The sequence below is a fragment of the Geodermatophilus aquaeductus genome (assembly GCF_900182545.1).
GTDB classification, from domain to species: Bacteria; Actinomycetota; Actinomycetes; order Mycobacteriales; family Geodermatophilaceae; genus Geodermatophilus; species Geodermatophilus aquaeductus.
In genome coordinates, this window is the sequence record NZ_FXTJ01000007.1 from 168244 (window position 1) to 190608 (window position 22365).

General features: G+C 68.8%; 14 protein-coding genes and 1 pseudogene. 8 read left to right on the forward strand and 7 right to left on the reverse strand.

Annotated features, from left to right (window positions below; all coding sequences use genetic code 11):
• Positions 1-301 precede the first annotated feature (301 nt).
• The gene (locus tag FN207_RS17625) at positions 302-1156 is read left to right on the forward strand and encodes a hypothetical protein (RefSeq protein WP_142459757.1); all 855 of its coding nucleotides are present in this window, start codon (positions 302-304) and stop codon (positions 1154-1156) included.
• 432 nt (positions 1157-1588) lie between these two features.
• Here the strand turns inward: FN207_RS17625 and FN207_RS17630 are convergent, their stop codons facing one another.
• From FN207_RS17630 to FN207_RS26405, 3 genes are all read right to left on the reverse strand, one after another.
• A complete protein-coding gene (locus tag FN207_RS17630) occupies positions 1589-2158 on the reverse strand; it encodes a hypothetical protein (protein ID WP_142459758.1) in 570 nt (189 codons plus the stop codon).
• 432 nt (positions 2159-2590) lie between these two features.
• On the reverse strand, positions 2591-3346 hold the full coding sequence (locus tag FN207_RS17635; RefSeq protein WP_142459759.1) for a DUF6338 family protein: 756 nt from the start codon (positions 3344-3346) through the stop codon (positions 2591-2593).
• Positions 3347-3417: 71 nt separating this feature from the next.
• The gene (locus FN207_RS26405; RefSeq protein WP_185938402.1) at positions 3418-3558 is read right to left on the reverse strand and encodes a hypothetical protein; all 141 of its coding nucleotides are present in this window, start codon (positions 3556-3558) and stop codon (positions 3418-3420) included.
• An 863-nt stretch (positions 3559-4421) separates the two neighbouring features.
• On the opposite strand from FN207_RS26405, the gene FN207_RS17640 reads away from it, so the two are divergent.
• The 3 genes and pseudogenes from FN207_RS17640 (at position 4422) to FN207_RS17650 (ending at position 7705) form a co-directional block, all read left to right on the forward strand.
• A complete protein-coding gene (locus FN207_RS17640; RefSeq protein ID WP_142459760.1) occupies positions 4422-5483 on the forward strand; it encodes a type IV toxin-antitoxin system AbiEi family antitoxin domain-containing protein in 1062 nt (353 codons plus the stop codon).
• A gap of 11 nt (positions 5484-5494) precedes the next feature.
• Positions 5495-6400 (forward strand): nucleotidyl transferase AbiEii/AbiGii toxin family protein, encoded by a 906-nt coding sequence (locus FN207_RS17645; RefSeq protein ID WP_185938403.1) that lies wholly within the window; start codon positions 5495-5497, stop codon positions 6398-6400.
• Between the two features lie 148 nt (positions 6401-6548).
• Positions 6549-7705: pseudogene (locus FN207_RS17650) on the forward strand (IS3 family transposase).
• Between the two features lie 85 nt (positions 7706-7790).
• Here FN207_RS17650 and FN207_RS17655 read toward each other — a convergent pair.
• The 3 genes from FN207_RS17655 to FN207_RS17665 form a co-directional block, all read right to left on the reverse strand.
• Positions 7791-8861, reverse strand: a complete 1071-nt coding sequence (locus tag FN207_RS17655; protein WP_142459762.1) for a hypothetical protein — start codon at positions 8859-8861, stop codon at positions 7791-7793.
• A 590-nt stretch (positions 8862-9451) separates the two neighbouring features.
• The gene (locus tag FN207_RS17660; RefSeq protein WP_221888261.1) at positions 9452-10711 is read right to left on the reverse strand and encodes an SNIPE associated domain-containing protein; all 1260 of its coding nucleotides are present in this window, start codon (positions 10709-10711) and stop codon (positions 9452-9454) included.
• A gap of 360 nt (positions 10712-11071) precedes the next feature.
• Positions 11072-12340, reverse strand: a complete 1269-nt coding sequence (locus tag FN207_RS17665) for a hypothetical protein (RefSeq protein WP_142459763.1) — start codon at positions 12338-12340, stop codon at positions 11072-11074.
• 649 nt (positions 12341-12989) lie between these two features.
• Here FN207_RS17665 and FN207_RS27555 point away from each other — a divergent pair.
• From FN207_RS27555 to FN207_RS17680, 3 genes are read left to right on the forward strand one after another with little or no spacing between them, the layout of a single operon-like run.
• Positions 12990-13286 carry an HNH endonuclease gene (locus FN207_RS27555; protein WP_425459856.1) on the forward strand — a complete coding sequence of 99 codons (297 nt, stop codon included), beginning with the start codon at positions 12990-12992 and terminating at the stop codon, positions 13284-13286.
• A gap of 16 nt (positions 13287-13302) precedes the next feature.
• Complete coding sequence (locus FN207_RS17675; RefSeq protein WP_221888262.1) at positions 13303-14190, forward strand: alpha/beta hydrolase family protein; 888 nt, start codon at positions 13303-13305, stop codon at positions 14188-14190.
• On the forward strand, positions 14187-18509 hold the full coding sequence (locus tag FN207_RS17680; protein WP_142459765.1) for a caspase family protein: 4323 nt from the start codon (positions 14187-14189) through the stop codon (positions 18507-18509). The genes FN207_RS17675 and FN207_RS17680 overlap by 4 nt, the downstream gene beginning before the upstream one ends.
• A gap of 1366 nt (positions 18510-19875) precedes the next feature.
• On the opposite strand, the gene FN207_RS17685 is transcribed toward FN207_RS17680, so the two are convergent.
• Positions 19876-21108, reverse strand: a complete 1233-nt coding sequence (locus FN207_RS17685) for an IS110 family RNA-guided transposase (protein ID WP_142459870.1) — start codon at positions 21106-21108, stop codon at positions 19876-19878.
• Between the two features lie 443 nt (positions 21109-21551).
• Between FN207_RS17685 and FN207_RS26415 the strand changes: the two genes are divergently transcribed.
• Positions 21552-22085: a hypothetical protein gene (locus FN207_RS26415; protein ID WP_185938405.1), complete on the forward strand. Its 534-nt coding sequence runs from the start codon at positions 21552-21554 to the stop codon at positions 22083-22085.
• Positions 22086-22365 lie beyond the last annotated feature (280 nt).

The window sequence follows — 22365 nt, forward strand, 5'->3', positions numbered from 1 at the left end:
CGCTCGGCTTGAACGGCCTGGTGGGACAGCCTTTCCAGCCGCCGATCCGAGCCTCTTGACCCACTTGGGTCACAGGGTGCAGGTAGCCGAAGCCGACCCGGCAGCTGGCCCGGACAGCGATCCGGTCGCTCTCAGGAAGACCTACCGGTCGGCCTTAACCCCAGCGTCGCGCCGAAGTCGCCGGGGACTGAAGTTCCTTGTCGCCGGCGAGAGGTAGGCGCGAAGACGACGTTCGGCGCGGTGAGCGCCTGCAGCCGCTGTGTCATGCGGACGGCAGATCCCAGGCCCGTAGCCTCGTGTGATGGCCAGCAGGCGGAGGGACGACTCCTTCCGGACGCCGGAGTGGGAGGCATGGGAACGACGGCTGACGGGCCTGTTCACCATCACGTCCCAGTGGGAGCCTTTGGTTGAGGATCCGCCCGCACCCGCTCCGGGCAGTCCTCTCGCGGGTGACGACCGCGCCTGGTCACTGCTGCCCGCGAGCACCGTGGCATGGCTTGGCTTGGTTTCAGCGATCGAACACCTGGCGGCGGCCAGGCGGCTCATGCAGGAAACGCGGACGATGATGCCGTCGCCGTACATGTCCCTCATCCGCCCCGCGCTGATGGGCGCCGCACAGACGCTCTGGGTCCTTCTACCCCCCTTGCGGGCGGAGAGGGTCCGGCGGCAGCTCATCGTCGCCCACGAGGAGTTCCAGGAATCACGGCACCTCGCCCGGGAAGCCCTGGAGCCGCCGCTTCGCGACAAACTGCCGCTGAAGGCTGTTCAAGCGGCCAAGGGGCAGCTCGCGCGAGCTACGGAGCGACAAACCAACACGGCCGCCGAGCTGCAACGACGAGGCCACACACTCTCGAAGGTAAACATGACCGACGTCATCAAGGAGGCAGCGGCTTACGTTGCCGCCGCTGATCCGTGGTCTCATCAGGCCATCCGGAGCAGCTGGCGCATCGCCAGTGGCGACGCGCACGGGAAGCTGTGGCCAATGCTGCACCGCGCGGCCCGGACCCCTGGCGCTGAACCAGGCGCCACCCTCCTGCAGGACGGCGCAAATATCGAGATGGTGGGCATGGTCGCGGGGTCTGCCTACCAGCTAACCAAGGCTGCGTTGGACATGTTTCAGCAGCGCTGCGCTTCACCACACGGCGACCAGTCCTGACCCTGCACGAGGGCTGATCGCAGAACTTCTCGGTACCGCCCGCCCGTACCTCGCCCTCTCCGGGCCATGGAAGCCCGGCCCGAAGGCGTGGGGAGCCAACCTCCCCCGCCGAGCCGTAGTCGTCGAGCGCTTACCGATCAGCTCCCCGGGCGATGATGTCCGACCGGGTCGCGGCTGCGCGTAATCATCCGCGAAGCTGCACCGGCGGTTGGGTCGGCTCTGGACGTGTCACCGGTGTCCAGGCTGAAGCCCGGGCGGCTCTGGCCGAGCTGCGCGACGCGCGGACTGCCCACGGCCACGCGGTGCATGCTCAGCTGAGCGTCGGCTGACAGCCCAAACCCGGGCTGGCCGCGTTAGTCGGCCGGGCTCGGGCGCCCATCTCTGTGCAAGGGAAGGCAGGACGGGGGTAAGCGGCCGCCGCCCTGACGGGCCCTACGTCTGCGGTGGAGTCCCGCGTCGGCGGGCGGCACGCCGCTCCTTGCGGCTGGGTGCGGCGTCGGCGTGAGCCAGGCGGCCGAACTCGCTGAGGGCGGCGTCGTAGCGCTCGCCTGCAGCGTGAGCTTGCCGACGGGCTTCGCGGCGTTGTCGGGGACGGTGCCAGCCGGGATCGGGATGAGCCAACAGCTGTCCCACTGTCGTGAGCAGTTCCTCGGCGCCGCGGGCGACGTCGTTGGGTGCTAGGGCCTGCACGGCGCAGAAGGCTTCGGAGACGTCGGCCAAGTCCGCGATGACTCGATCGAGGACGGTAACCACGACCGGGAAGCCGGTAACCACCGCTACCGGGTCGAACGGATTGAGCCGTGCCTGTTGAACAGCCAGCACGCTGGCGATGCGCTGCCGGGCGCGTGAGCAGCTCACGATTAGCGCCTGATAGGTGGTTCGGCGGATCGAGCGGCGAGGACGCCGGCCTAGGCCGGCAGTCAGGCCAGCAGTGGCGGCCTTGGCGGCCTCGGTGGCGAAGGCTGAGCCGAGGCTCGCCAGAGCGGTTTCGATTCCCGTCACAAGCACACCGTCAGTGTCGACCTGACTACTGACAGCAGGGTTCTGTCTCGACTTACCCCGGCAGCGACCCCGCCGGTCGACGGAACCGGTGGGCTGGGAGCGTCGATGGACTGCGAACTGTCGGTAAGGGAGGGGACACTGGCAGCTGTTGCGCCCAGCAGCGGTGACGACAACGGGCGCACCTACATCAGGGACGAAGGGACATTGTTGTGGCTGAGGACCGACAGCAGCGCGGCGCGAGTCCGCGAGGGTTCACCGGCGGTGCCGCCCCGCGCACCACGGTGTCGGCCCCCGGGGAAAAGAAGGGTGGGCGACCGGCTCCGGTGGCTCAGCCCTCCCGCGGGCCGGAGCGGGGGCCGACTGGCGGATCGGGACAGGCCAAGGCTGAGTAGAGGCGCCAGCCGTGTACCCGGACAGGGGCGGCACACCTCGTCAGCTGGCGGGCGTATGCCTTCCGCGGCGTCGTCGCCAGCGCGCCCAAAGTCGGGAGAGCAGTCGGCGGTGGACCGGGAGCCGGGGTGGCGTCGTCTGGTCTGCCGGCGCGGATATCCAGGCAACCCGCTCCTTGCCGGTGAGCGGGACGAACACCCCAAGGCTGTCGGGAACTCTCTCCAGGAAGTCCCCGGCGGGGCCCAGCTTCCACTCCTCATCGATAAAGAGGTCCCGCGGCTGGGGGTAGGTGGAGACGTAGGCGCCCGCGCCGAGCCAGCCGCCCACCCAGTGCCCGTCCTCGGTGAACACCCGAACGAAGGCGCCGCCACGCTCAAGCGCTGCTTGGTCCCATGCTGAGGGCGTTGGGTGGTACACCGGAGCCAGTGCGAGCGGCCGCTCGCCCAGCAGGGGCTTGCGCAGCCGGAGCTGTCCCAGCGCGGCTATCGCGGTGGGCACGACGATCAGCAGCAGGAGCGCTACTGCGGCAGCCACCCGTGGCCGGTTGGTGAGGCCGCTCAGGGCGTCATTGGAGCCGGGCCGAGGACTCAAGAGGTCGACGAGCCACGGTCCTGCGATCAGGACGTAGGCAATGTCGAAGACCACGCTGACAGCGAGGGCGCGAGTCAGCCGGACGCTAAAGGCCTGGTCTTCGGGCGTTGGTCCTACCAGCCGGCGACGCACCGCGGTGTACACGATGCCCGGCAGCATGAGCAGCAAGACGGCGGCAAGCTGAAACACCGACGTAGGGACGAGCACGCTGCGGAACTCCTGGGGGTGTTGTCACGTCGCGGCACCGCGGCGGGGGCTGGAGCCCCCGCCGCGGGCTGTCACTTCCCCTTGCGCTTGGCGGGGGTCTGCGACAGAGCGCTGCCGGCGGCGGTCTTCGACGCCTTCGACGTGCGCCCATCACGCAGCACCTTCGACGCCGCGGTGGCGGCCTTGGCGCTGGTGCGGTTCTTCGCGGCCATGGTGTTCCTCCTACGAGATGAGGGCCTTGGTAGTAGAGGGCCTGACGTCTCGCCGACAGAGCCAGCGGCAAGCACGTTAGGACCCGAGCGTGAGCTCCTCAGTCGACTGAGAACGACCCGTCAGACGGGCTTGATCGTGATCTTGACGGTGCGGGTCACCTTGACCGGCACGCGAACGACCTTCGTCGTCCGCACCACGCGAGCCATGGTGTCCTCCTCTCCGACAGCCTCCTGGCTCTCCGCTCGAGCGTGGCGCGGGGTACGCCAAACTCAAGGACCTGTAACCTCGCGGTTCCCTCGGCCAAGAGGATCCGCGAAGCCCCGGACGGTCCACCCCGGACCATCCGGGGCTTTGTGCTGTCTGTAGTGATGAGACCACACTGGCGTGACGAGTTGGCGCGACACACCGACCGATGCACCACATGTGGCATCGTCGGCCACCTTCACCCCTAGATATAGGGCTCAAACATAAGCCAATCACCGTAGCCGCTGGTGCTGATAGTTCCGGGACAGCCCGTTGCCGAGGAGTGCCGTTGCCCAGCAGGTCAGGTCGGGGGCGAGCGGTCGAGGCGGTGCCGGCTGCAGTTGTAGCGGCGGGTGGTGTGTGGGATCGGCGTGGCCGACCGCGTCCTGGACGTCCTGCAGGGCAGGGCCAGCAAGCAGGGACTCGGTGGGCTAAGAAGGCGCAACCTGTATGGGCACCCCGGTCGGGAGCGCCGGGGCACCGGGGGCGCATGGGCTGCTGCTGACGAGCGCACTGGCGTCGACAGCGACGCTGTACACGTCGATCGATAGCGACATCCGCTGCCTACGAAAGTAGCGTTCGTTACTGCAAAGCTAACGCTGGCGAGTAGTATTGCAGTATGTCCACGTCGACCGAGGGGCTCACGCTCCTCAGTGATCTTGCTAGCGAGCAGTGGGGTCTGCTTACGTCATCCCAGGCGCGGCAGGTCGGGGTCACCACCCAGCAGCTGGCCCGACTGACCCACCAAGGTGCGCTAGACCGACTGCGGCACGGCGTGTACCGACTCGCCGGCGCCCCTGCTGACCGCAGAACAGAGCTTAAGGCTGCCTGGCTCAGCCTGGCGCCGGAACTCTCTGTGCACGAGCGGCTGAGCGATCCTGGTGTCGCCGTAGTGTCCTTTCAGTCCGCGGCCGACCTGCACGCCCTAGGCGATCTTGAGGCGGACACCTTCAACTTCAGTCTCGCCGAACGCAAGCAGACCCGAGACGCGCAGATTCGCCTGCACCGTCGTCACCTCACACCTGAGGAGTGGACGGTCATCGACGGACTACCGGTGACGACCGTTCCCGTCACCGTCGGCGACCTCGCCCACGCCGGTGTCGACGGCGGGCATCTGGCCGGCGTTGTCCGCGACGCGGTCCTCACCCAGCACGCCGACGTCGATCAGATCGTTACCGTCCTGAACCCGGTCGCGCACCGGTACGGAGCCCAGCCCGGCCACGGCTACCAACTGCTCCAGCAGCTCCTGCAGCAGGCTGGTGTACCCAGAAGCACCCGCGCGGTCGGACAACTGCTGAGCGGGGCACCCGATCAAGCCGCCATGGAGGCGGCTCAGCAAGCCCTGGCCACCGCACTGCGGCCCTCACAAGCCCTGCTGGAGCAAGCGCTGGCATCGCTGCAGCCCACAAAGCACTCCGTGCAGACGGCAGCGGCAGCCGCGCTCGCCCCGGTGACGGCCAAACTTCAGCAGATGGTGGCCGCAGCAGTGGCACCGGTGACCTCTGACCTTCAACGACTTCTCGCCCAGCACCTGACGTCGGCACTCTCACTGCCAGTCGACGCACCTGCCATCAGTGACCAGCCAGTGGATCCCCCCGACACGGTTGATCACCCCATCGACCCGGAGGCAGGCACGACACCGCAGGCAGCCGGTCACTCGCGCCACGAGCTACCGGAATGAGACCAGCGCCCATGACCCAACCCGCCAAGAACCCAGCCGCCTTTAAAGCATCCCTTCGTGACCGTCTGAAGACCCAAGCGCAGCAGAGCGGACGCCCCTTCAACCAGCTGGAGCGCGAGTACCTGCTGCAGCGATTCCTTGCCCGAGTCTTCGCCGATCCGGCGAGCCCCTGGATCCTCAAGGGCGGCACCGGGCTGCTCGCCCGACTTCCCGGCGCCCGCCACAGCCAAGACATCGACCTCCTGCACCGAACCGAGACGCTCACCGCAGCAGCTGAGGAACTCGGAACGCTCGCCGCCACCGACGTCGGTGACCCATTCCGCTTCGTGCTCGGTGCGCCCGTCCTCATGACCGGCCTCGTCGACGGCGCGCAGATCCCGGTGACTGCCTACCTCGGGGCGACTGAGTTCGGCCGATTTCCCATCGATCTGTCCACCAAGCTGAACTTCGTCGCCCAGGTAGAGCGCTACCGGCCGACACCGATCATCGAGATCCCCAGCGTCGCACCCCTCCCCGAGTTCACCCTCTACCCACTGGCCGATCAGGTCGCGGACAAGGTCTGCGCCATGTACGAAAAGCACGGGCCGCGGCAGATCGCTTCGACCCGCTTCCGTGACCTGGTCGACCTCGTCCTCATTACCCAGGCGTTCACGCTGAACGGCGACGCACTCGGCGAGGCACTCGCGCAGGAAGCCTCCCGCCGCGCCCTGAACCTGCCCACGGCCCTGATCTCGCCCGACAGGACGTGGACCGCCGGATATCCCAAGGTGGCTCGCCCCACCATGGTTCCGACGGAACTGCACACGCTCCCCCAGGCCCTGACGGCGGTAGCCCGGTGCCTCGACCCGGTCCTCGCGGGAGAGGTCACCGGCATGCAGTGGAATCCGGACAATCATCAGTGGCAATCCGCCACCTAACGGCACCCCCGGCCCATATTCCTGCTCGGTGGTGTCGATTCATGCACCGGCCTGACCCCGCCCCCGGGATACGTCTACGCAGGGACTGCCCCCGGTTCGGTTGACTCCTCGCCTGTGAGGCTACGGCCTCGCCGGAAGGATCAGCATCGTGCCCAAGCCGTATCAGGCGGAGTTCCGTCGTGACGTGATCGCTGTGGCCCGCGAGAGCGAGGCGCCGGTCGCCCAGGTGGCCAAGGACTTCGGCCAGGTGGCCAAGGACTTCGGCGTCTCCAAGACCTGCCTGCAGCGCTGGCTGAAGATCGCAGACCGCGAGGACGGCCTGGCGCCTCCAGCCTCGAGTGACGCCGGTGGCGGCGGGCCGAAGGACGACTCAGCGGAACTGCGAGAGCTGCGCCGCCGCAACAAGCTGTTGGAGCAAGCAACAAGATCCTGCGAAGGGTGACGGCCTACTTCGCCCGCGACGTCCTCCCAAAGTGGTCCATCCGCTGATCCGTGAACTCGCCGCCGAGCACATCCCCGTCGCGGCGACCTGCCGGGTGCTGGGCTTCTCGAAGCAGGCCCTTTACAAGTGGTGCGCTAACCCCGGCTCGCAGCGGGACTGGGAAGACGCGCACCTGATCAACGCCGTGGTCGGCATCCACTCCAATGATCCCGCCTTCGGTTACCGGTTCATCGCGGACCAGCTGTACGAACACAGGCTGGCCGCAGGTGACAACCGGGTCGCCCGGTTGTGCTCCCCGCAGCGAATCTGGTTTGTCCGCGAAGAAGGGCGACCTGAACCGCAAAGCCGGCCCGCCGGTGCACGACGATCTGGTCAACCGCCAGTTCACCGCCGCAGCACGCAACGCGGTCGGGCTGACCGACATCACCGAGCACCCAGCCGCTGAGGGCAAGCTCTACCTATGCGCCATCGAAGACCTGCACTCGGGTCGGATCGTCGGCCACTGCATGGACGCCGGATGACCGCGACACTGGCCATGACCGCCCTGCGCAACGCCATCGCCCTCCGCAGGAGGGCCGGCACGATTGTGCACTCCGACCGCGGCAGCCAGACCGGACTCCACCGCCTTCGTAACCGCGCTGAAGAACAATAGCCTGACCAGCTCGATGGGCCGCGACGGCGCCTGCGGAGAGAACGCCGCGATGGAGTCCTTCTTCGCCCTGCTGCAGCGCAACATCCTGGACCGGCAGCGCTAGGCCACCCGTGAGGACCTGCGGCTCACAATCATCACCTGGATCGAGAAGACCTACCACCGGCGCCGCCAGCAACGACGCCTCGGACGACTCATGCCCATCGACTTCTAGACACTGACCAACGCCGCTCACGGCCCGACCGAAGCGAGTCAACCGAAGTCGGGGCAATCCCCATCGCAAGCCAGCGCGATCGATGTCACCGTCGATTACCAGCGCCGGCCCGCGAAGACCCGGACCGAGCCTTCCAGGGCACCCACATGCGCGGGTGGCCGTTCTTTCGCTCGGCAAGGAGCTGTTGGAGCGTATCGACCTTATCCGCCAACTCTGCAACCTGACCAGTTAGAACGGTCAACGTACTCCCCGACGCGACCTCGGGTTGCTCCGGTGCGGCCTTTCGTTTCCACAAGACCCAGGATCGCTTCAGCCAACGTAGGCGGTCAAAGTACAGCGACTGAACGGTCACGCCGAGTGAGAGGGCAAGCAATGCATAGGCCACGAGGATTATTAGCGCCATCAGCCACCACCGATAAGTGTCGGGACGCCAGAGGAGTGGACAAATGATCCAGCCGACGCCGCCGACGGCAATCACTATGAGCTGCAAGCGGTCCACGCGATGCGCTGCCAGGCATGCAAGTGCTTGGCGTAGTCTTGGAGCCTCGACCGTACCGATATCCTTTACGACCGCTTCCATCGCCAGAGTATCGGCAGCCTTGAAGCGTCCCGGAAGGTAGCCGGGTACGCGATTACCGCGCCATTCGCGCAGTTGATCGATGGCGGCCTCGACCTCGACGTTCTCCTCAAAAACGAGAACCTCCGCACCGCTCTTGTGTCGACTCAAAGTGCGAGCCGTCAACCAGATCAACTTAATCGTAATCAACACGGTTCCTATCAAGACAATCCAACCGCTCGACTGCCAGGTGACTCGATCCTCCTCCGAAAGCATAAAAAGCGCGACACTAACACCGGTCGTGGAAATTAGGCCCGCGAGCGGTATAATCACCAGAGAGGCAACTAGGTCGAATCCAAGCGTAGTGTCTGAACCGTAAGTTGCTGCACTGCTCCGCACCTTCACGTACAGAACGCGCAGATACTGCAATAAGGTGCTGAGCAAGAAGTAGGGAGAGGCTACGGGTAGCGCTCCGGCTGTAATGACGGTATAAAGCCAGCCAAGTTTGAGTGATCCGGTTTCAGGTGAAATGCCGCACTCAGCATCACGCCACGCACTTAGGGTGGCGTCGGGCGAAGCCTCGGGTGATGTGGTGGTCACCGAACGTTATTATCACGGCTCTCGCCAGACCGTCGTCCACCGCGCCGCGGGACACTTGATGTGCGGTAGCACAACAGCCACCCATGCTGGCCGTATTGACCGCCTCAGCGCGATCAATTCATGACCAGTGGAGGGGAAGCAGGCGTCGCCAAGGGCCTGCACGAGCCGTCTGGAAGGTCCTCCAGACCTTCTCCGGAAGCCTGACAGGTCAGTCGGATCACGAGAGTGCGTCTCTGCGACGTGCGTACCGGGCGGCGGGGGTCAAACAAGGCACGGGCTCTTAGCTATTCACTTGATCGAACTTGGCTAGACTGGCGGCGACCCCGACTCGCGGCCCGACCTGCCTGTGTACGCAATCAACGATGGGGCAATCGCGTGGACTGCGGACGAGGCTCTGAACTGTCCCTTGTGAGGTCGAGCGCAGCTGACCGTTCTGTCGCTCTTCGAGGCGCTCAACACTCTTCGATCCGGCCTGTTGCTCTTCGGCTGTCGGTGCGCAAACGGGCGGGCTGAGTATCCACCGAGACGCGCAAGGACCGGCGCGACGCCTCCCCTGGACGGCTGCGAATACTCCCGGCTTCCTCGAGCCGTCATCGTCCGAGGTGACCACCTGCGTCGGCCGGCCAGCTCGACAAGCTCTGGTAGTACTGCTCGGCCTCTGGCTGAGCCGCGTACTCCAGTAGATTGCCGACCTTCTCGGCGAGCACGTCGCGCACCTCTTCGGGGGGGGCGAAGAAGAACTCCCTGCGCGGGTTGGCGTGGTTAAGCCGCCGGGCGGCGAACGCGGCGTGCAGCTCGTTTTCCAGCGTGATCGCGTCGTCGGAGAAGTACAGCGCATGCACGTCGAAGGGGAACGGGACGGAGGCGTCGCCGAGTTCGCGGATGCGGTCCATCGGCTCCAGCCGCCGGGTCATACCGATCTTGACGACCGACTGTCCGAACGCGCCGACGTTGCTGATGACGTAGACGTAGCCGGCGCGGATGTTCGCGGCGCGGAAGTCGTTCTGCGTGATGGCCTCATCGATCTCGGCCAGGCGGCGCTGCACGTCGGCGAGCTCGGCGATGTCCCCGCGGGCCTGCAGCGCGGCGAGGGTGTTGGCGTAGTGCGCGCGCTCCTTGTCCAGCTTCTCCCGCTGCGCGGCCAGCTCGGCCTCGGCCTTGCGCTCCTCACGCAGCCGCTCGCGTTCTTCGCGGGCGGCCTCGCGCTCCTCCTGCTGCTTGAACAGGTAGTCGGCGGTCAGCTCCAGCTCGGTGATCCGCAGCGCGTGGTAGGCCGGGGCGACCCGCATCTCCATCATCGTGCCGAGCTTGGCGATCGCGTCGGCGGCGTTGGTCAGCCGCTTGGTGGCCGCGGGCAGCGCACCGGCGCGCAGCGCCCGCACGCAGTTGTCGGCCTCAGCGTTGTAGGCGCGCAGCATGAGCTTGGACAGGTCGGCGGTCATCTTCCGGCCCAGCGCCAGGGAGTTGTTGTAGGAGAACTTGTCCGAGGCCTCGATCGCCCGCCCGGCCTTGACCGTCTCCTTGATCTGCTCCCGCAGCTCGGCCAGCCGTTGGCGGTAGGCCTCGGCGTGCTCGAGGGGGTGGTGGTAGTGGTATATGCCGACCTGCTGCAGCAGCCGCGCGTCGTCGAGCTCGACGAAGTCGTCACCGGCCCGAGCGGCCGTCGACACCGGCGGGGACGCCGCAGTCGCCGCAGGAACAGGAGCCGGGGCAGCTGCCGCGGCGGCCGTCTGCTCGCGGGCCTTGCGGCCGGCCTCCCACAACAGCCCGCGCAGCCGCTCCAGCTCGGCCTCCAGCGCCTCAACCCGCGCGTCGGCCTCCGCGCTGCCCGCGGCCTGCGTCGCCGGCACGGCAGGCGACGTGGGCGGCACCGCGGCGGTCGGCGCGCTGGTCCCAGTGCCGACGGCTGCGGCCGTGTCGCCCGGGCTCGACGAGGGTGCCGCCGGAGTCGAGGCGGTCCGGGCCGGCGCGGGATCCGGTGCAGTGCTCGCGGCCGCGCTCGACGTCACCGGTGGTGTCACCGGCGGCGGGGTCGGCGAGGCCGCGACCGCCTCGGGGACCCAGAACGCCCAGCCGGGCGGGGGCGGCGGCCAGCTCGGGTCGGGCACCCATCCCTCCGGAGGAACCCAGCCGGCCGGAGCGACCGGCCAGCCCGGCGGGGTGTTGAAGCGGAAGCCGTGCATTGCAGATCGCCTCGCTGTACGGGTCGGTCAGTGGGCGCGGACGCCGGGGGCCAGAGGAATCGGGGTCAGCGCGTGCGGGTTCTTCGACACCACTGCGCCCAGGTGCTTGAGCGTCTCGGCCGGGTCGACGCGGCGCAGGTCGATGCTCTCGAAGGTGCTCCGGTCGACGGCGACGGCAATCAGCGGCGTGGCCGTGTCCCGCCCGGCGGCCGGGTCGACGTGGGACACCGAGCCGATCAGCGAGATGCTCTGCACGATCCCGCCGCGGTCGGCCTCGAACACCTCGTGCAGGGTCCGGAGCGTCATGTTGGCGACCAGGCGGGCGAACCGGTCGCGCTGCTCCTTCTGCGGCTGCTCGGTCGCGGTGATCTGGTCACCGGCGCGCACGTACTTGTACTGCCGCACCGTCGGCAGGTCTCCCGGGGCGGGGAAGTGCAGCTGGATCTCCAGCTCCCGGCCGGTGGCGTCGTAGCGGTGGGCCGGCGGCCACGGCCACTCCGGCGGGTAGACGGAGTTGCCGAACACCACGCCGAGATACTCCTCGACTGCCTCCGGGGCGCCGCGGCGCAGCCCGTCGATCAGCACCTCGAGGTCGGCGTTGGCCGCATCGGCCTCCTGCTGGCGCCGGTCGCAGTCGGCCTCGTAGCGGGACTGGTCGAACGCCAGCTTCGACAGCCGGGCCTGCTCGGCCTTCTGATGCTCAGTCATCTGCGCCAGCTGCTGCATCGGCACCGCCGCGGCGGCCTGCTGCCACGCCGAGTAAGCCTGGGCATGCGCGGCCTGGGCGGCGGCGACCGCCTCGGCGTGCTTCTTCTTGCCGCCGAGCACGGCACCAACCCCGCGGGGCGCCTCGGGCTCGACGTAGACCGGCTGCGGCGGCACCGGCAGCGGCGCCGGCGGCGGGATCGGCGTGCTGTACCGGGACTCAAACGGCGGTTGCTCGACGACGGTGCGCAGCTTCTCCAGGTCGACGAAGTCGTCGACGTCGAGGGTGGCGGCCAACAGGTTGTCGATGTCGGCCAGCTGCAGGGAGAGCTCGCCGTTGAGGCGGTCTACCTCGGCCTCCTGGGCTTCTCGGTGGAGCCGCTGGCGCTCCATCTCGGCCATCTTCACCTCGTGCGCCGACTGCCGTTCGGCTGCGCGCACGGCCTGCTCATACTGCCGGCGGGCCTGCTCGGCCTGCCGCTGGCGCTGGGCCTGGGCGCGGACGGCGGCGGCGTGTGCGCGCTGCCGGTTCTTCTCCGCGACCGCCGCCTGGTGCGCCATCTCGGCGAAAAAGCCCCGCCTGCGTGCCATGACCTACCTCCGTGCCAGATCCCGTGCGGCCGCCCACTACCCCGTCGATTGCGGTACGGCTCCGGATCGGACAGTAGGTCACGGGGACGACAGCGCGTAGGTGGAGGAGGACACCGCGTAGCCCACGGTGCTCCTGGTGCCGCTGTGGTGGAGAGATCTCCGCCCGCGCCGGCTGGTGGGGCCTGCACCACCGCACAGTGCTGCACTCTTCCGGGCCACGCGAGGGGAGAGTTGAACCGACGCAGCAGCGCGCCCGCTTAGCCTGACGAACGTGGCCGCACTGCCTCCGGACGCCCAGGACGCCCAAGACGCGCGGGCTTGCGCTCACTGCGGCGGGGACATGGCCGGGAAGAAGTCGAACGCGCGTGCGTGCAGCGTGCGGTGCAATCAGGCGCTGTTAGCCGCGCGACGCAAAGCGGCGAACTGGGAGGGCGTCGACCCTGGCCGCCTATGCCCTGTCTGCGGTGCCTCGATGGCAGACAAGCGCCCGCACGCGGTCTACTGCAGTCGGGCGTGCAAGACCCGCGCGTCCGATGGCCGGCGAGTCGCCGATGGCCGGGAGCATGCCCGGAGCACCAAGAGGTATCCGCGCGAGGCCAGGCGCCGACGCGAATACGCTATGCAGTACCTCAGAGACAATCCCGAACGCATGCGCGCCATCCGTCGACGGCGGAAGGGCCAGCTCAGACGCGAGGCATTACAGTTCACCGAGCGCGACTGGCGCCGTCTCGTCGGTCGGTACCGCGGCTGTTGTGCCTACTGCGGCAAGCCGAGCGCCGTACTCCACCGGGACCATGTCATCCCGCTGGCCAGAGATGGCAGGCATAGCATCGGCAACATCCTGCCCGCCTGTCCGCCGTGCAACGCCAGTAAGCGCACTAGCCTTCTGTTCGAGTGGAGAATCCGCCAACAGCGGGCCACGTCACGACAATCCGGTTCGGGGTGACATACAGGTCAGCCTGATGCAGTTCCTCGGGGGCGCGATGCGAGTCGTGTGCGTGCATGGGATCGGACAGCAACTGCTGGGTGAGCGTGAGCTTCTGATGAGTTGGGTGCCTTCGCTCCACGATGGCGTGACTCGAGCCGGGTTCGGCGACCTGCTTCGAGACGACGACATCGGCATGGCCTTCTATGGTGATCTGTTCCGGCCTGCGGGCCAGCGACTGGCCGCGGCTGATCCGCCGTACCAGCCGAAGGATGTCGCGCCGGGTCTGGAGCAGGAGCTGCTGCTGGCCTGGTGGCAGGAGGCCGCACGTGTGGACCCGGGGGTTGTTGCCCCCGATGCGGACACCCTCGTGCGGACTCCTCGGAGCACGCAGGCCGCGTTCCGCGCGTTGAGTCGGTCGCGTTTTTTCGGCGGTTTAGCGCTGCGGGCGATGATCGCCGACCTGAAACAGGTCCGGCGGTATCTAACGGACCCAGTTGTGCGGGCCGCCGCACGAGGGCGGGTGCGGGCGCTCTTGGGCCCGGACACCCGGGTGGTGGTAGGGCACTCGCTGGGCTCGGTCATCGCCTACGAGGCGCTGTGCGCGGTACCAGCCGAGGAGTCACCAGCCCTGGCGTTGGTGACGCTGGGCTCGCCGCTCGGCATCCGGAACCTCATCTTTGAGCGGCTCGATCCTGCACCGGCCGACGGGGTGGGCCGCTGGCCGGGAGCCGAAGGCCTCGTGTGGACCAACATCGCCGACGCTGGAGATGTGGTCGCTTTAGAGAAGGACCTGCGCCCGTGGTTCGGAGACCGGGTGAATGGCTTCACGGTGTACAACGGCGCGCACGCACATGACGTCCGTCCCTACCTGAGCGACGCCACCACCGGCAACGCAATCGCCGAAGGACTGGCCCGACCGTGACCGTCGGCGACGCACCGGGTGAAGGGCGACGCCTACTCGTCGCCACTGCCGTCCCTAATCACATGCGGCAGCCAACGTGGGACCGGCCTGGTGTCGCCGCCGCCCGCGACGAGATCATCTCGCTCTTCACGTCCCGGTTCGGCTACACCCATCTCACCGGCCTCGGCCTGAACCCCACCCAGTACCAGCTCACCGAACAGTTGCGCGCCCTCTGCAGGCAGCAGGTCCAGCCGGAGGATCACCTGGTCGTCTACTTCTCCGGCCACGGGGAGGTCCTCGACGCCTCCGGAGAGCACGTCCTGTTGACCAGTGACACCGACCCTGACGACATCGACAACGCGCTGCGCACAGCAGAGTTGGCGCGGAAGCTGCTGCTTGGCACGCCGGTGCAGCGCCTGCTGCTGCTGCTGGACACCTGCTACTCCGGCAAGGGGGGCAACGAACTGGCGGCCAGTGCGCTGGAGGGGATGCAGCGCGACTGGGGTTCCGGCGGCGGACTTGTCGTGGTGACGTCCGCGCTGCCCGCCGAGCAGGCCGAGGCGGCCGCCTTCCCGGCGTTGCTGCGCGAGGCCGTCGACAGCCTGGCCACCGCCGGGCATGCGCCGACCGCGCTGGACATCGGCGCGGTGGTCGCCGCGATGAACGACAGCGAGAACCGGCCGTCCTTCCAGCGCATTGGCTGGACCGGGGTAGGTCTGACTGGCCACGCGCCGGAGTTCCTGCCGAACCCCCGGCACCGCGCCGAGCTGACCGATCTGGACCTCTACCTGCAAGACGTGACCGCATGGGACAACCAGTCCGCGCGACGCGACACCGAGTACCGCCGGCGCTTCCTGCTGCGGGCGATGGGCAGCCCCACCGTCGGCCCTCCCACTTGGTGGTTCAGCGGCCGGCGCGCCGCGCTCAGCGACATCGCCGACTGGCTGCACGATCACCCGGCGGACCGGCCGGGGCTAGCGGTGACCGGAGGACCTGGGACCGGCAAGACGGCCGTGCTCGGCCTCGTCGCCACCCTGAGCGATCCCGACTACCGACGCGCCGTTCCCCTCGATGAGCTCGACTTGGCCATCTCCGCCGACCGGTTTCACGGGGTACTGGACGTCGCCATCTACGCCGGCGCCCTGACCACCGACCAAGTCCTCGCCGGCCTCGCCGCGGCAGCGAAGGTGCGCGCCGGCACCGTCGCCGAACTGGTCGATCGGCTGGCCGACTGGAGCGGCCCGCTCGTCGCCCTGATCGACGCCCTTGACGAGGCCGCCGACCCGCAGCATCTGATCACCCACCTGCTCGCACCCCTGCTCAACCGCAGCAAGGGACGGGTGCGGCTGCTGCTGGGCACCCGCCCCCACTTGCTGCCGCTGCTCGGCTCAGCGGTGCAGACCGTCGGGTTGGACGAGAAGGAGTACGCGGACTGGGAGGCTATAAGGGCCTACACCATGCGCGGCCTGCTCGAAGGCGCCGAGTACTCCCCCTACCTGGACGCGCACCCGTTATTGGTCCGCGACGTGGCCTCCGCGGTCACCGCCGCGGCGATGCCGTCCTTCCTGGTCGCCCGGATCGTCAGTACCACCCTCGCCGCCGAGCCCCAGGTAGCCGACATCACCGACCGAGCCTGGCGCGCCGGGCTGCCCCGTCTGCCTGGGGAGGCTATGCGCGCCGACCTGGACCGCCGTCTCGGCGCCAACGCCCAGCGCGCCCGCGACCTGCTCCGCCCTCTGGCCTACGCGCACGGCCAGGGCCTACCGTGGGAGAACCTCTGGGCGCCGCTGGCCAGCGCCATCAGCGGCCACACCTACGCCGACGAGGATCTGCTGTGGCTCCGCCGGGCCGCCGGCTCCTATGTGGTCGAGGCCACCGAGGCCGGCCGGTCGGCCTACCGGCTTTATCACGAGGCGCTCGCCGAGCATCTCCGCCAGGACACCGACCCGGCGACGGTCGAATCGGCGTTCGTGGACACGCTGCGCCGCCGCGTGCCGTCCCGCGTCGGCGGTGGGCGCGACTGGCGCCGCGCCCACCCCTACACGCTGATGTACCTAGCCACCCACGCCGCCGCTGCGGGCCGAATCGACGACCTCGTCGGCGACACCGAGTACCTGGTGCACGCCGACCCGGACATCCTCGCCACGGCGATCAGGACTGCCACTACCCCGGTGGGGCGGCTGGTCCGCACCATGTACCTCGCATCCGTCGGCGTGCACGGCACCGCCGACGCGGCGACCCGGCGCGACATTCTGGCGATCGACGCTGCCCGGTGCGCAGCCACCGATCAGCTGACGACACTTGTAGAGGACAGCCGCTTTCCCGTGCGGTGGGCGACGGGAGCGATGGTCCACGATTCTCTCCGGGCAACGCTCACTGGCCACCAGGGCTCCATCCGAACCGTGGCCTGCACCAAGCTCAACAGCATGTCTGTCGCCGTCACCGGCGGCAACGACGGCGCAGTGCGGATCTGGAATCTGGCCACCGGCACCGAACACGCCACGCTGGCCGGCCATCAAGGATCGGTCAGCGCGCTGGCCTGCGCCGAGCTGGACGGCACCCCCGTCGCCGTCACCGGCGGCAGTGACGGCACGGTGCGGCTGTGGGGCCTGGCTGCCGGCACCGAGAGCGCCGTGCTCACCTGCCATGAGGGTCCGGTGACCGCGGTGGCGTGTGCTCAGCTGGACGGCACCCTGGTCGCCGTCACCGGCGGCGAAGACGGCACTGTGCGGCTCTGGGACCTCGCGACCGGCATCTCCCGCCCTGTGCTACCCGGCCACAAGGGCGGGGTGAACGCGGTGGCCTGCACCGAGCTGGACGGCACCCCCGTCGCCGTCACCGGCGGCGAAGACGAGTCGGTGCGGCTCTGGGACCTGGCAAGCGGCACCGAGCGCGCCGTGCTCACCGGCCACAAGGGCAGGGTGTACGCGGTTGCCTGCACTCTGCTGGACGGCACCCCGGTCGCCGTCACCGGCGGCGAAGACGACTCGGTGCGGCTCTGGGACCTGGCAAGCGGCACCGAGCGCGCCGTGCTCACCGGCCACGACGACTGGGTGAACGCGGTTGCCTGCACCCTGCTGGACGGCACCCCCGTCGCTATCACCGGCGGCGACGACGACACCGTGCGGCTCTGGGACCTGGCAAGCGGCACCGAGCGCGCCGTGCTCACCGGCCACGACAACTTGGTGCGGGCGGTGGCCTGCACCCTGCTGGACGGCACCCCCGTCGCTATCACCGGCGACAACTCCGGCACAGTGCGGCTTTGGGAGTTGCCCACCGGCACCGAACAGGTCGCGCTCACCGGCCACAAGGGCGGGGTAAGTGCGGTGGCCTGCACCGAACTCGACGGCACCCCCGTCGCCGTCACCGCCGGCGACAACACGGTGCGGCTCTGGGACCTTACGACCGGCACCGAGCGCGCCGTGCTCAGCCACCACGAGGGGTGGGTGAGCACGGTGGCCTGCACCCTGCTAGACGGCACCCCCGTCGCCGTCACCGCCGGCGGCGACAGCAAGGTGCGGCTTTGGAACCTGGCCACCGGCACCGAGCGCGCCGTGCTCACCGGCCACAAGGCCCCGCCGAGCGCGGTGGCCTGCACCGAACTCGACGGCACCCCCGTCGCCGTCACCGCCGGCGACGGCACGGTGCGGCTCTGGGACCTGGCGACTGGCGCCGAACGCGCCGTGCTCGGCAGCCACGAGGGCTGGGTGACCGCAGTGGCATGCGCCGGATTCGACAGGACCGCCGTCGCCGTCGCCGTCAGCAGAGACGGCACGTTGTGGGTCTGGGATCTCGCCACCGGCACCGAACAGGCCATGCTCGCCGGCCACGAGGGCGGGTTGAGCGCGGTGGCCTGCGCCCAGCTTGACGGCACCCCCGTCGCCGTCACCGGCAGTTTCGACGGCACAGTGCGGCTCTGGGACCTGGCCAGCGCCACTGAGCGCGGCGTGCTTACCGGCCACGAGGGCTGGGTGACCGCAGTGGTTTGCACTGAGCTCGACGGCACCCCGGTCGCCATCACAGGCAGCGTCGACCGCACGGTGCGAGTTTGGGATTTAACAGCGGAGCAACTTGTGGGCGTACACGCTCTGCCCTATCCCGCGACCCACCTTTCAGCGACGCAGTCCGGCGACATCGTCGTCAGCGCCAACCGCGAGTTGATCGGGTTCGCCTTCTGCCTTTGTAGTGCTGTGGCTGACTACCCCTCGGACGGTTGGCGCAGCGGGCATGCTGACGGTTGTCGCCTGGCCGACGGCCGCTTCGTGTCCCCTGATGCCGCTGCGAACGGCGGACAAGACAGTAAGCACCAGACGGGCACTAGTTGGAGAACAGGCTGGTAGTAGACGTCAGACTGGTGGGCTGGGGCAGCCGTCCTCGTGCTCCCAGATGGCTATGTCGGCGGTGCGCAGCACGGTGAGCTCCGCCCATCGGGGGTTGGTACCTCTCGCGCTAGGCCGGCGATCCAGACGCGGTTCACGAGGAGGTCGCGCTGCTGTCGGCGCCACAACCACGGCGAGCGTTGTTCGACCGGCACACCACGTCCACGTCGCGCAGCCGGATCGGGCCCCCTGGCCTGCCGCTGCCACGCGGCCAGTTGTGGTCGGTGGTCAGGTCCTCGGTGGTTCCGCAGTCGATGGAGAACGGTTGTCCACCGGAGCGGGCGAAGACCAGCAGCGCGCGGAGCTATTCCTTGGCGATCCAGGCGGTGAGGATCTTGCTGCTGGGGTTGGAGTCGACCGCGTCGTTCGCCGGCAACGCCGGTGCAGTCTTGGACAGTGCCGGACCGAGTCCCGCTTAATCAAGGTGCTCGAACTGGAGAGCAGCCGTGCTGCGACGTTCTTTCCCGGGCCGCCCTGGGCAATCCAGGCCGTCCGCGGGCGCCGGCGAAGGACGGCTCCTCCGGCGAGACCGCTTACGCGGTCACCTCGCTGGACTTCCGCGCCGCCCCACGGCCTCCTCGTGACTTGAATCCAAGGTCACTGGGCACTTTGCAGAGGTCCCCGTACACGCTGGCCATCCTTTTGGCGGAGTGCATCAGCCGCCGACCCGCTTAGAAGTTGTTGCGGAAGTGCGCCAGTGCGGTCGACGCGCGGCGTCAGGGGCGGCTGACCTGCGTGACCCGCCGACGGGCTCGCCCGCTTTCGACTTCCGCAACGTCTTCTTAGCCCACCAGTCGGGCAGGCTGCCCGGTGGGCGTGGAAACTGCCGTAGCTCGTCGGCGAGAACATCCACCGGCATCGGGTCGCCCGCGGGCTCAATCGTGTAGTTGAACCCCGGCTGCAGCTGCCCGCCTTCGCGGTCCACGACCAGCTCTACCCCGATCCAGGCGCCGCGCTCCGGCGTCCACATCAGCCGCTTAAGCTCCTCGACGGCGGAGCGTACGTGGTCGGGAGCGCCCGGGAGTGTGACAGATCCTTCAGCTGTCTCGGCCACGAACGTGTCTCGACCGCGGAAGCCGATGAGCGTGGCGTAGTACTTCAGCGGATCCAGTTCGCCGGAACGGCCTGCATGAGATCGGCGGCCACCTCGCGGAGCACGTCCTGGGAGCTGCGCTGCGGCGCCTCCAGCAATCGCCATTCAACTGCTGTCGAAAGCGGACTCGCGCCGACAGACGCCGAACTCAGCGACCACTTCGTCGCCCCTGCCGCCGGGTGTGGTCGACCTCGTTCCATGAGCGACCTTCAGACATCCCACGGTGTTAAGCCGTCAAGCGGCGGTTCCTTGCGACTGAGATTCGCGGTGCCAGGCGATGGCTTCGTCGTAGGCGATGTGGTGGCGCAGGCAGCCGTGCAGGATGCCGACCAGGCGGTTGGCCAGGGCGCGCAGCGCTTGGTGGTGGGTAGCGCCGCGGGCGCGCTGGGCGTCGTAGTAGGCCCTCGCTCCCGGTGAGCTGCTCAGCGCGGCGAAGGCCTGGAAGTAGAGGGCGTTGGCCAGGCGCCGGTTGCGAGCAGGGCGGGCCAGCACCATCCGCCGGAGGCCGGAGGCGCGGGTGATCGGGGCCATGCCGGAGTAGTTCTTGCGCCCCTTGGCATCGGCATAGCGGGTCGGGTCATCTCCGAACTCGGCCAGCACCCGGGCGCCCAGGACCGGCCCGAGCCCGGGCTGGCTCAGGTAGATCTCAGCGTCCGGGTGCCGGCCAAAACCCGCCTCCACCTCCCCGCGCAGGACTTCAACCTGGGTCACCAGGGCGTCGATCACGGCGACCAGTGAGCGCACGGCGGCGGCGTAGGCGCTCACCACGCCAGGATGGGCCTGCAGCTGCGGCGTGCGGAGCGCGGCCTGGATCCGCTCGGCCGAAGCGTCGATGCCGCGTTGTCGTCCCGCGCGGCGCAGCGCGGCGGCGATCTTGCTCTGTGAGAGTCGGCGGCCGGTCTCGGGTGAGGGAGCCAGCGCGAGGATCGCCAGCGCCTCCCGGCTGGCCAGGTCTTCGCCGAAGGCGGTCAATGCGGCCGGATAGAACTCGCGCAGCATCGAGCGCAGCGCGTTGGTCTGCCGCTGCCTAGACCAGATCAGTGACTGGTGGGTGCGGGTGAGCACCTTGACGTGCTCGGCCAGCGCCGAGTCCCCGGCCACCGGCCGGTGATGCGCCCGGTCCAGGCGCACCAGCTCGGCCAGTACGTGTGCGTCGCCGGGGTCGCTCTTGGCGCCGGCGGTGCCGTGCCGTTCCCGATAGCGGGCCACTTGCCGGGGATTGATTGCATAGACCGTGTAGCCGGCGGCGACCAGCGCCTGCACCCACGGCCCGCGATCGGTCTCGATCCCGACGATGACCTGGCCAGGCTCGGCGTCCTCGGCCAGGTGGTCGACGATCAGGGAGTGCAGCGCGGGCAGCCCCTCCACGCCTTCGGGCAGTCGTCGGCGGGCCAGTCGGCGGCCGGAGTCGTCGACGAGCTCGATGTCGTGATGGGCCTCAGCCCAGTCATTGCCGAGGAACAACACCACGCACTGGCCTCCTCCGGATCGGCATCAGCAGCATCCGACCCTGGAGGAGAAGGCTGTGGCGACCTAATGGATCAGTGCTCGAGGCACGCCATCCCACCGGCCATCCGCTCCTCCTCACCAACCGGCGGGGGCACGGTCTGAAGGTGGGCCTCGAGGATCGGACCCGGGACACACAGTGCTCACCCGCCGGCGGCTCGGACACCCGATCCTGCTGCACTACCGACCGGATGCAGCCCCATTAGGGACACCCGGTCTCGATCCCACGGTGACCTCGAGGGGCGCGCTCAAGCACCCCGGCGACCACCTGCGCATCGGCACCAGCGACCGGACCTGCTGGCACTGGAGATGCACAAGATCAAGTGCCACACACCTCATGCATCGTCGGCCCGCCGAACTCGTGGTGACGAGAAGACTGGAGGCCGCTGAGCAGCCTCGCCAGCATGGCCAGCAAGGGGACGGCGGACTACCGAAGGCGACGAGCAGAGGCCGAGCGGCGACGGCGCGAGAAGGCAGAGCGGAAGCCGCGCGCGCCGCGGCGAACCGACGCGGCGGATGAGGACAAGCGCTCACCGGAACGTCGGGCCGCCGCCACCGACTGCGCCTGGTGCGGCGGGCCCATCACCCCACGCAACCGTGGCCCGATTCCGAAGTGGTGCTCGGCCACCTGCCGACATCGCGCCTGGGAGCAGACCCGGGCCGCCGCGTCGGGGCTCTCCGCCGTCGAGGTGGTCGAGCGGCGCGTCGAGGTCCCGGTCCCCGCTACGCCGACCCGCCGCGACTGGCTGCCGCTGCTCGGCGAGCTCGCCGGCCAGATCGACGACGGCCGCTTCTACGACCGCGACCTCCTGGACCTCTCCGATGCCATCGACGCCGTCCTCGACGCCTACCGCCGCCGCACGTACGTCCGCAGTGGATCGATCGACTACCAGCGTCAGGCGCGGGCGCGGCAGCAAGCGCACCTCCACCTGCCCTGAATGCGATCCGGCCTGTCCGCGACAGGGGGCTGGTCCCCCTCGGGTAGCGCGCCCATCCAATTGCCGCCGCGGCCAGCGACGCGGACCTCGCGGCGCACCCACGATGCCGACTTCAATCCCTCCAGCAGTTGTGCCCCCAGGACCTCCTGAATCAGCCTGCCGCAGCTCGTCACAACGAGTTCGGCGACCGCCGGTGCCAGAGGTGTGCAGGCTCGCGATCTCGCGCCCCTCCAGTGAGGGGCTGCCGTGCGGAATGCCTCGGTAGGCAGAGTTCGGCGAC

What these genes read in the sequence shown, in the direction of transcription:
- FN207_RS17625 (WP_142459757.1), top strand. Translation starts at nt 302, where the DNA reads ATGGCCAGCAGGCGGAGGGACGACTCCTTCCGGACGCCGGAGTGGGAG.
- FN207_RS26405 (WP_185938402.1), bottom strand. Translation starts at nt 3,558, where the DNA reads ATGGCCGCGAAGAACCGCACCAGCGCCAAGGCCGCCACCGCGGCGTCG.
- FN207_RS17675 (WP_221888262.1), top strand. Translation starts at nt 13,303, where the DNA reads ATGCAGTTCCTCGGGGGCGCGATGCGAGTCGTGTGCGTGCATGGGATC.
- FN207_RS26415 (WP_185938405.1), top strand. Translation starts at nt 21,552, where the DNA reads ATGGCCAGCAAGGGGACGGCGGACTACCGAAGGCGACGAGCAGAGGCC.
- FN207_RS17645 (WP_185938403.1), top strand. Translation starts at nt 5,495, where the DNA reads ATGACCCAACCCGCCAAGAACCCAGCCGCCTTTAAAGCATCCCTTCGT.
- FN207_RS17665 (WP_142459763.1), bottom strand. Translation starts at nt 12,340, where the DNA reads ATGGCACGCAGGCGGGGCTTTTTCGCCGAGATGGCGCACCAGGCGGCG.
- FN207_RS27555 (WP_425459856.1), top strand. Translation starts at nt 12,990, where the DNA reads ATGCGCGCCATCCGTCGACGGCGGAAGGGCCAGCTCAGACGCGAGGCA.
- FN207_RS17640 (WP_142459760.1), top strand. Translation starts at nt 4,422, where the DNA reads ATGTCCACGTCGACCGAGGGGCTCACGCTCCTCAGTGATCTTGCTAGC.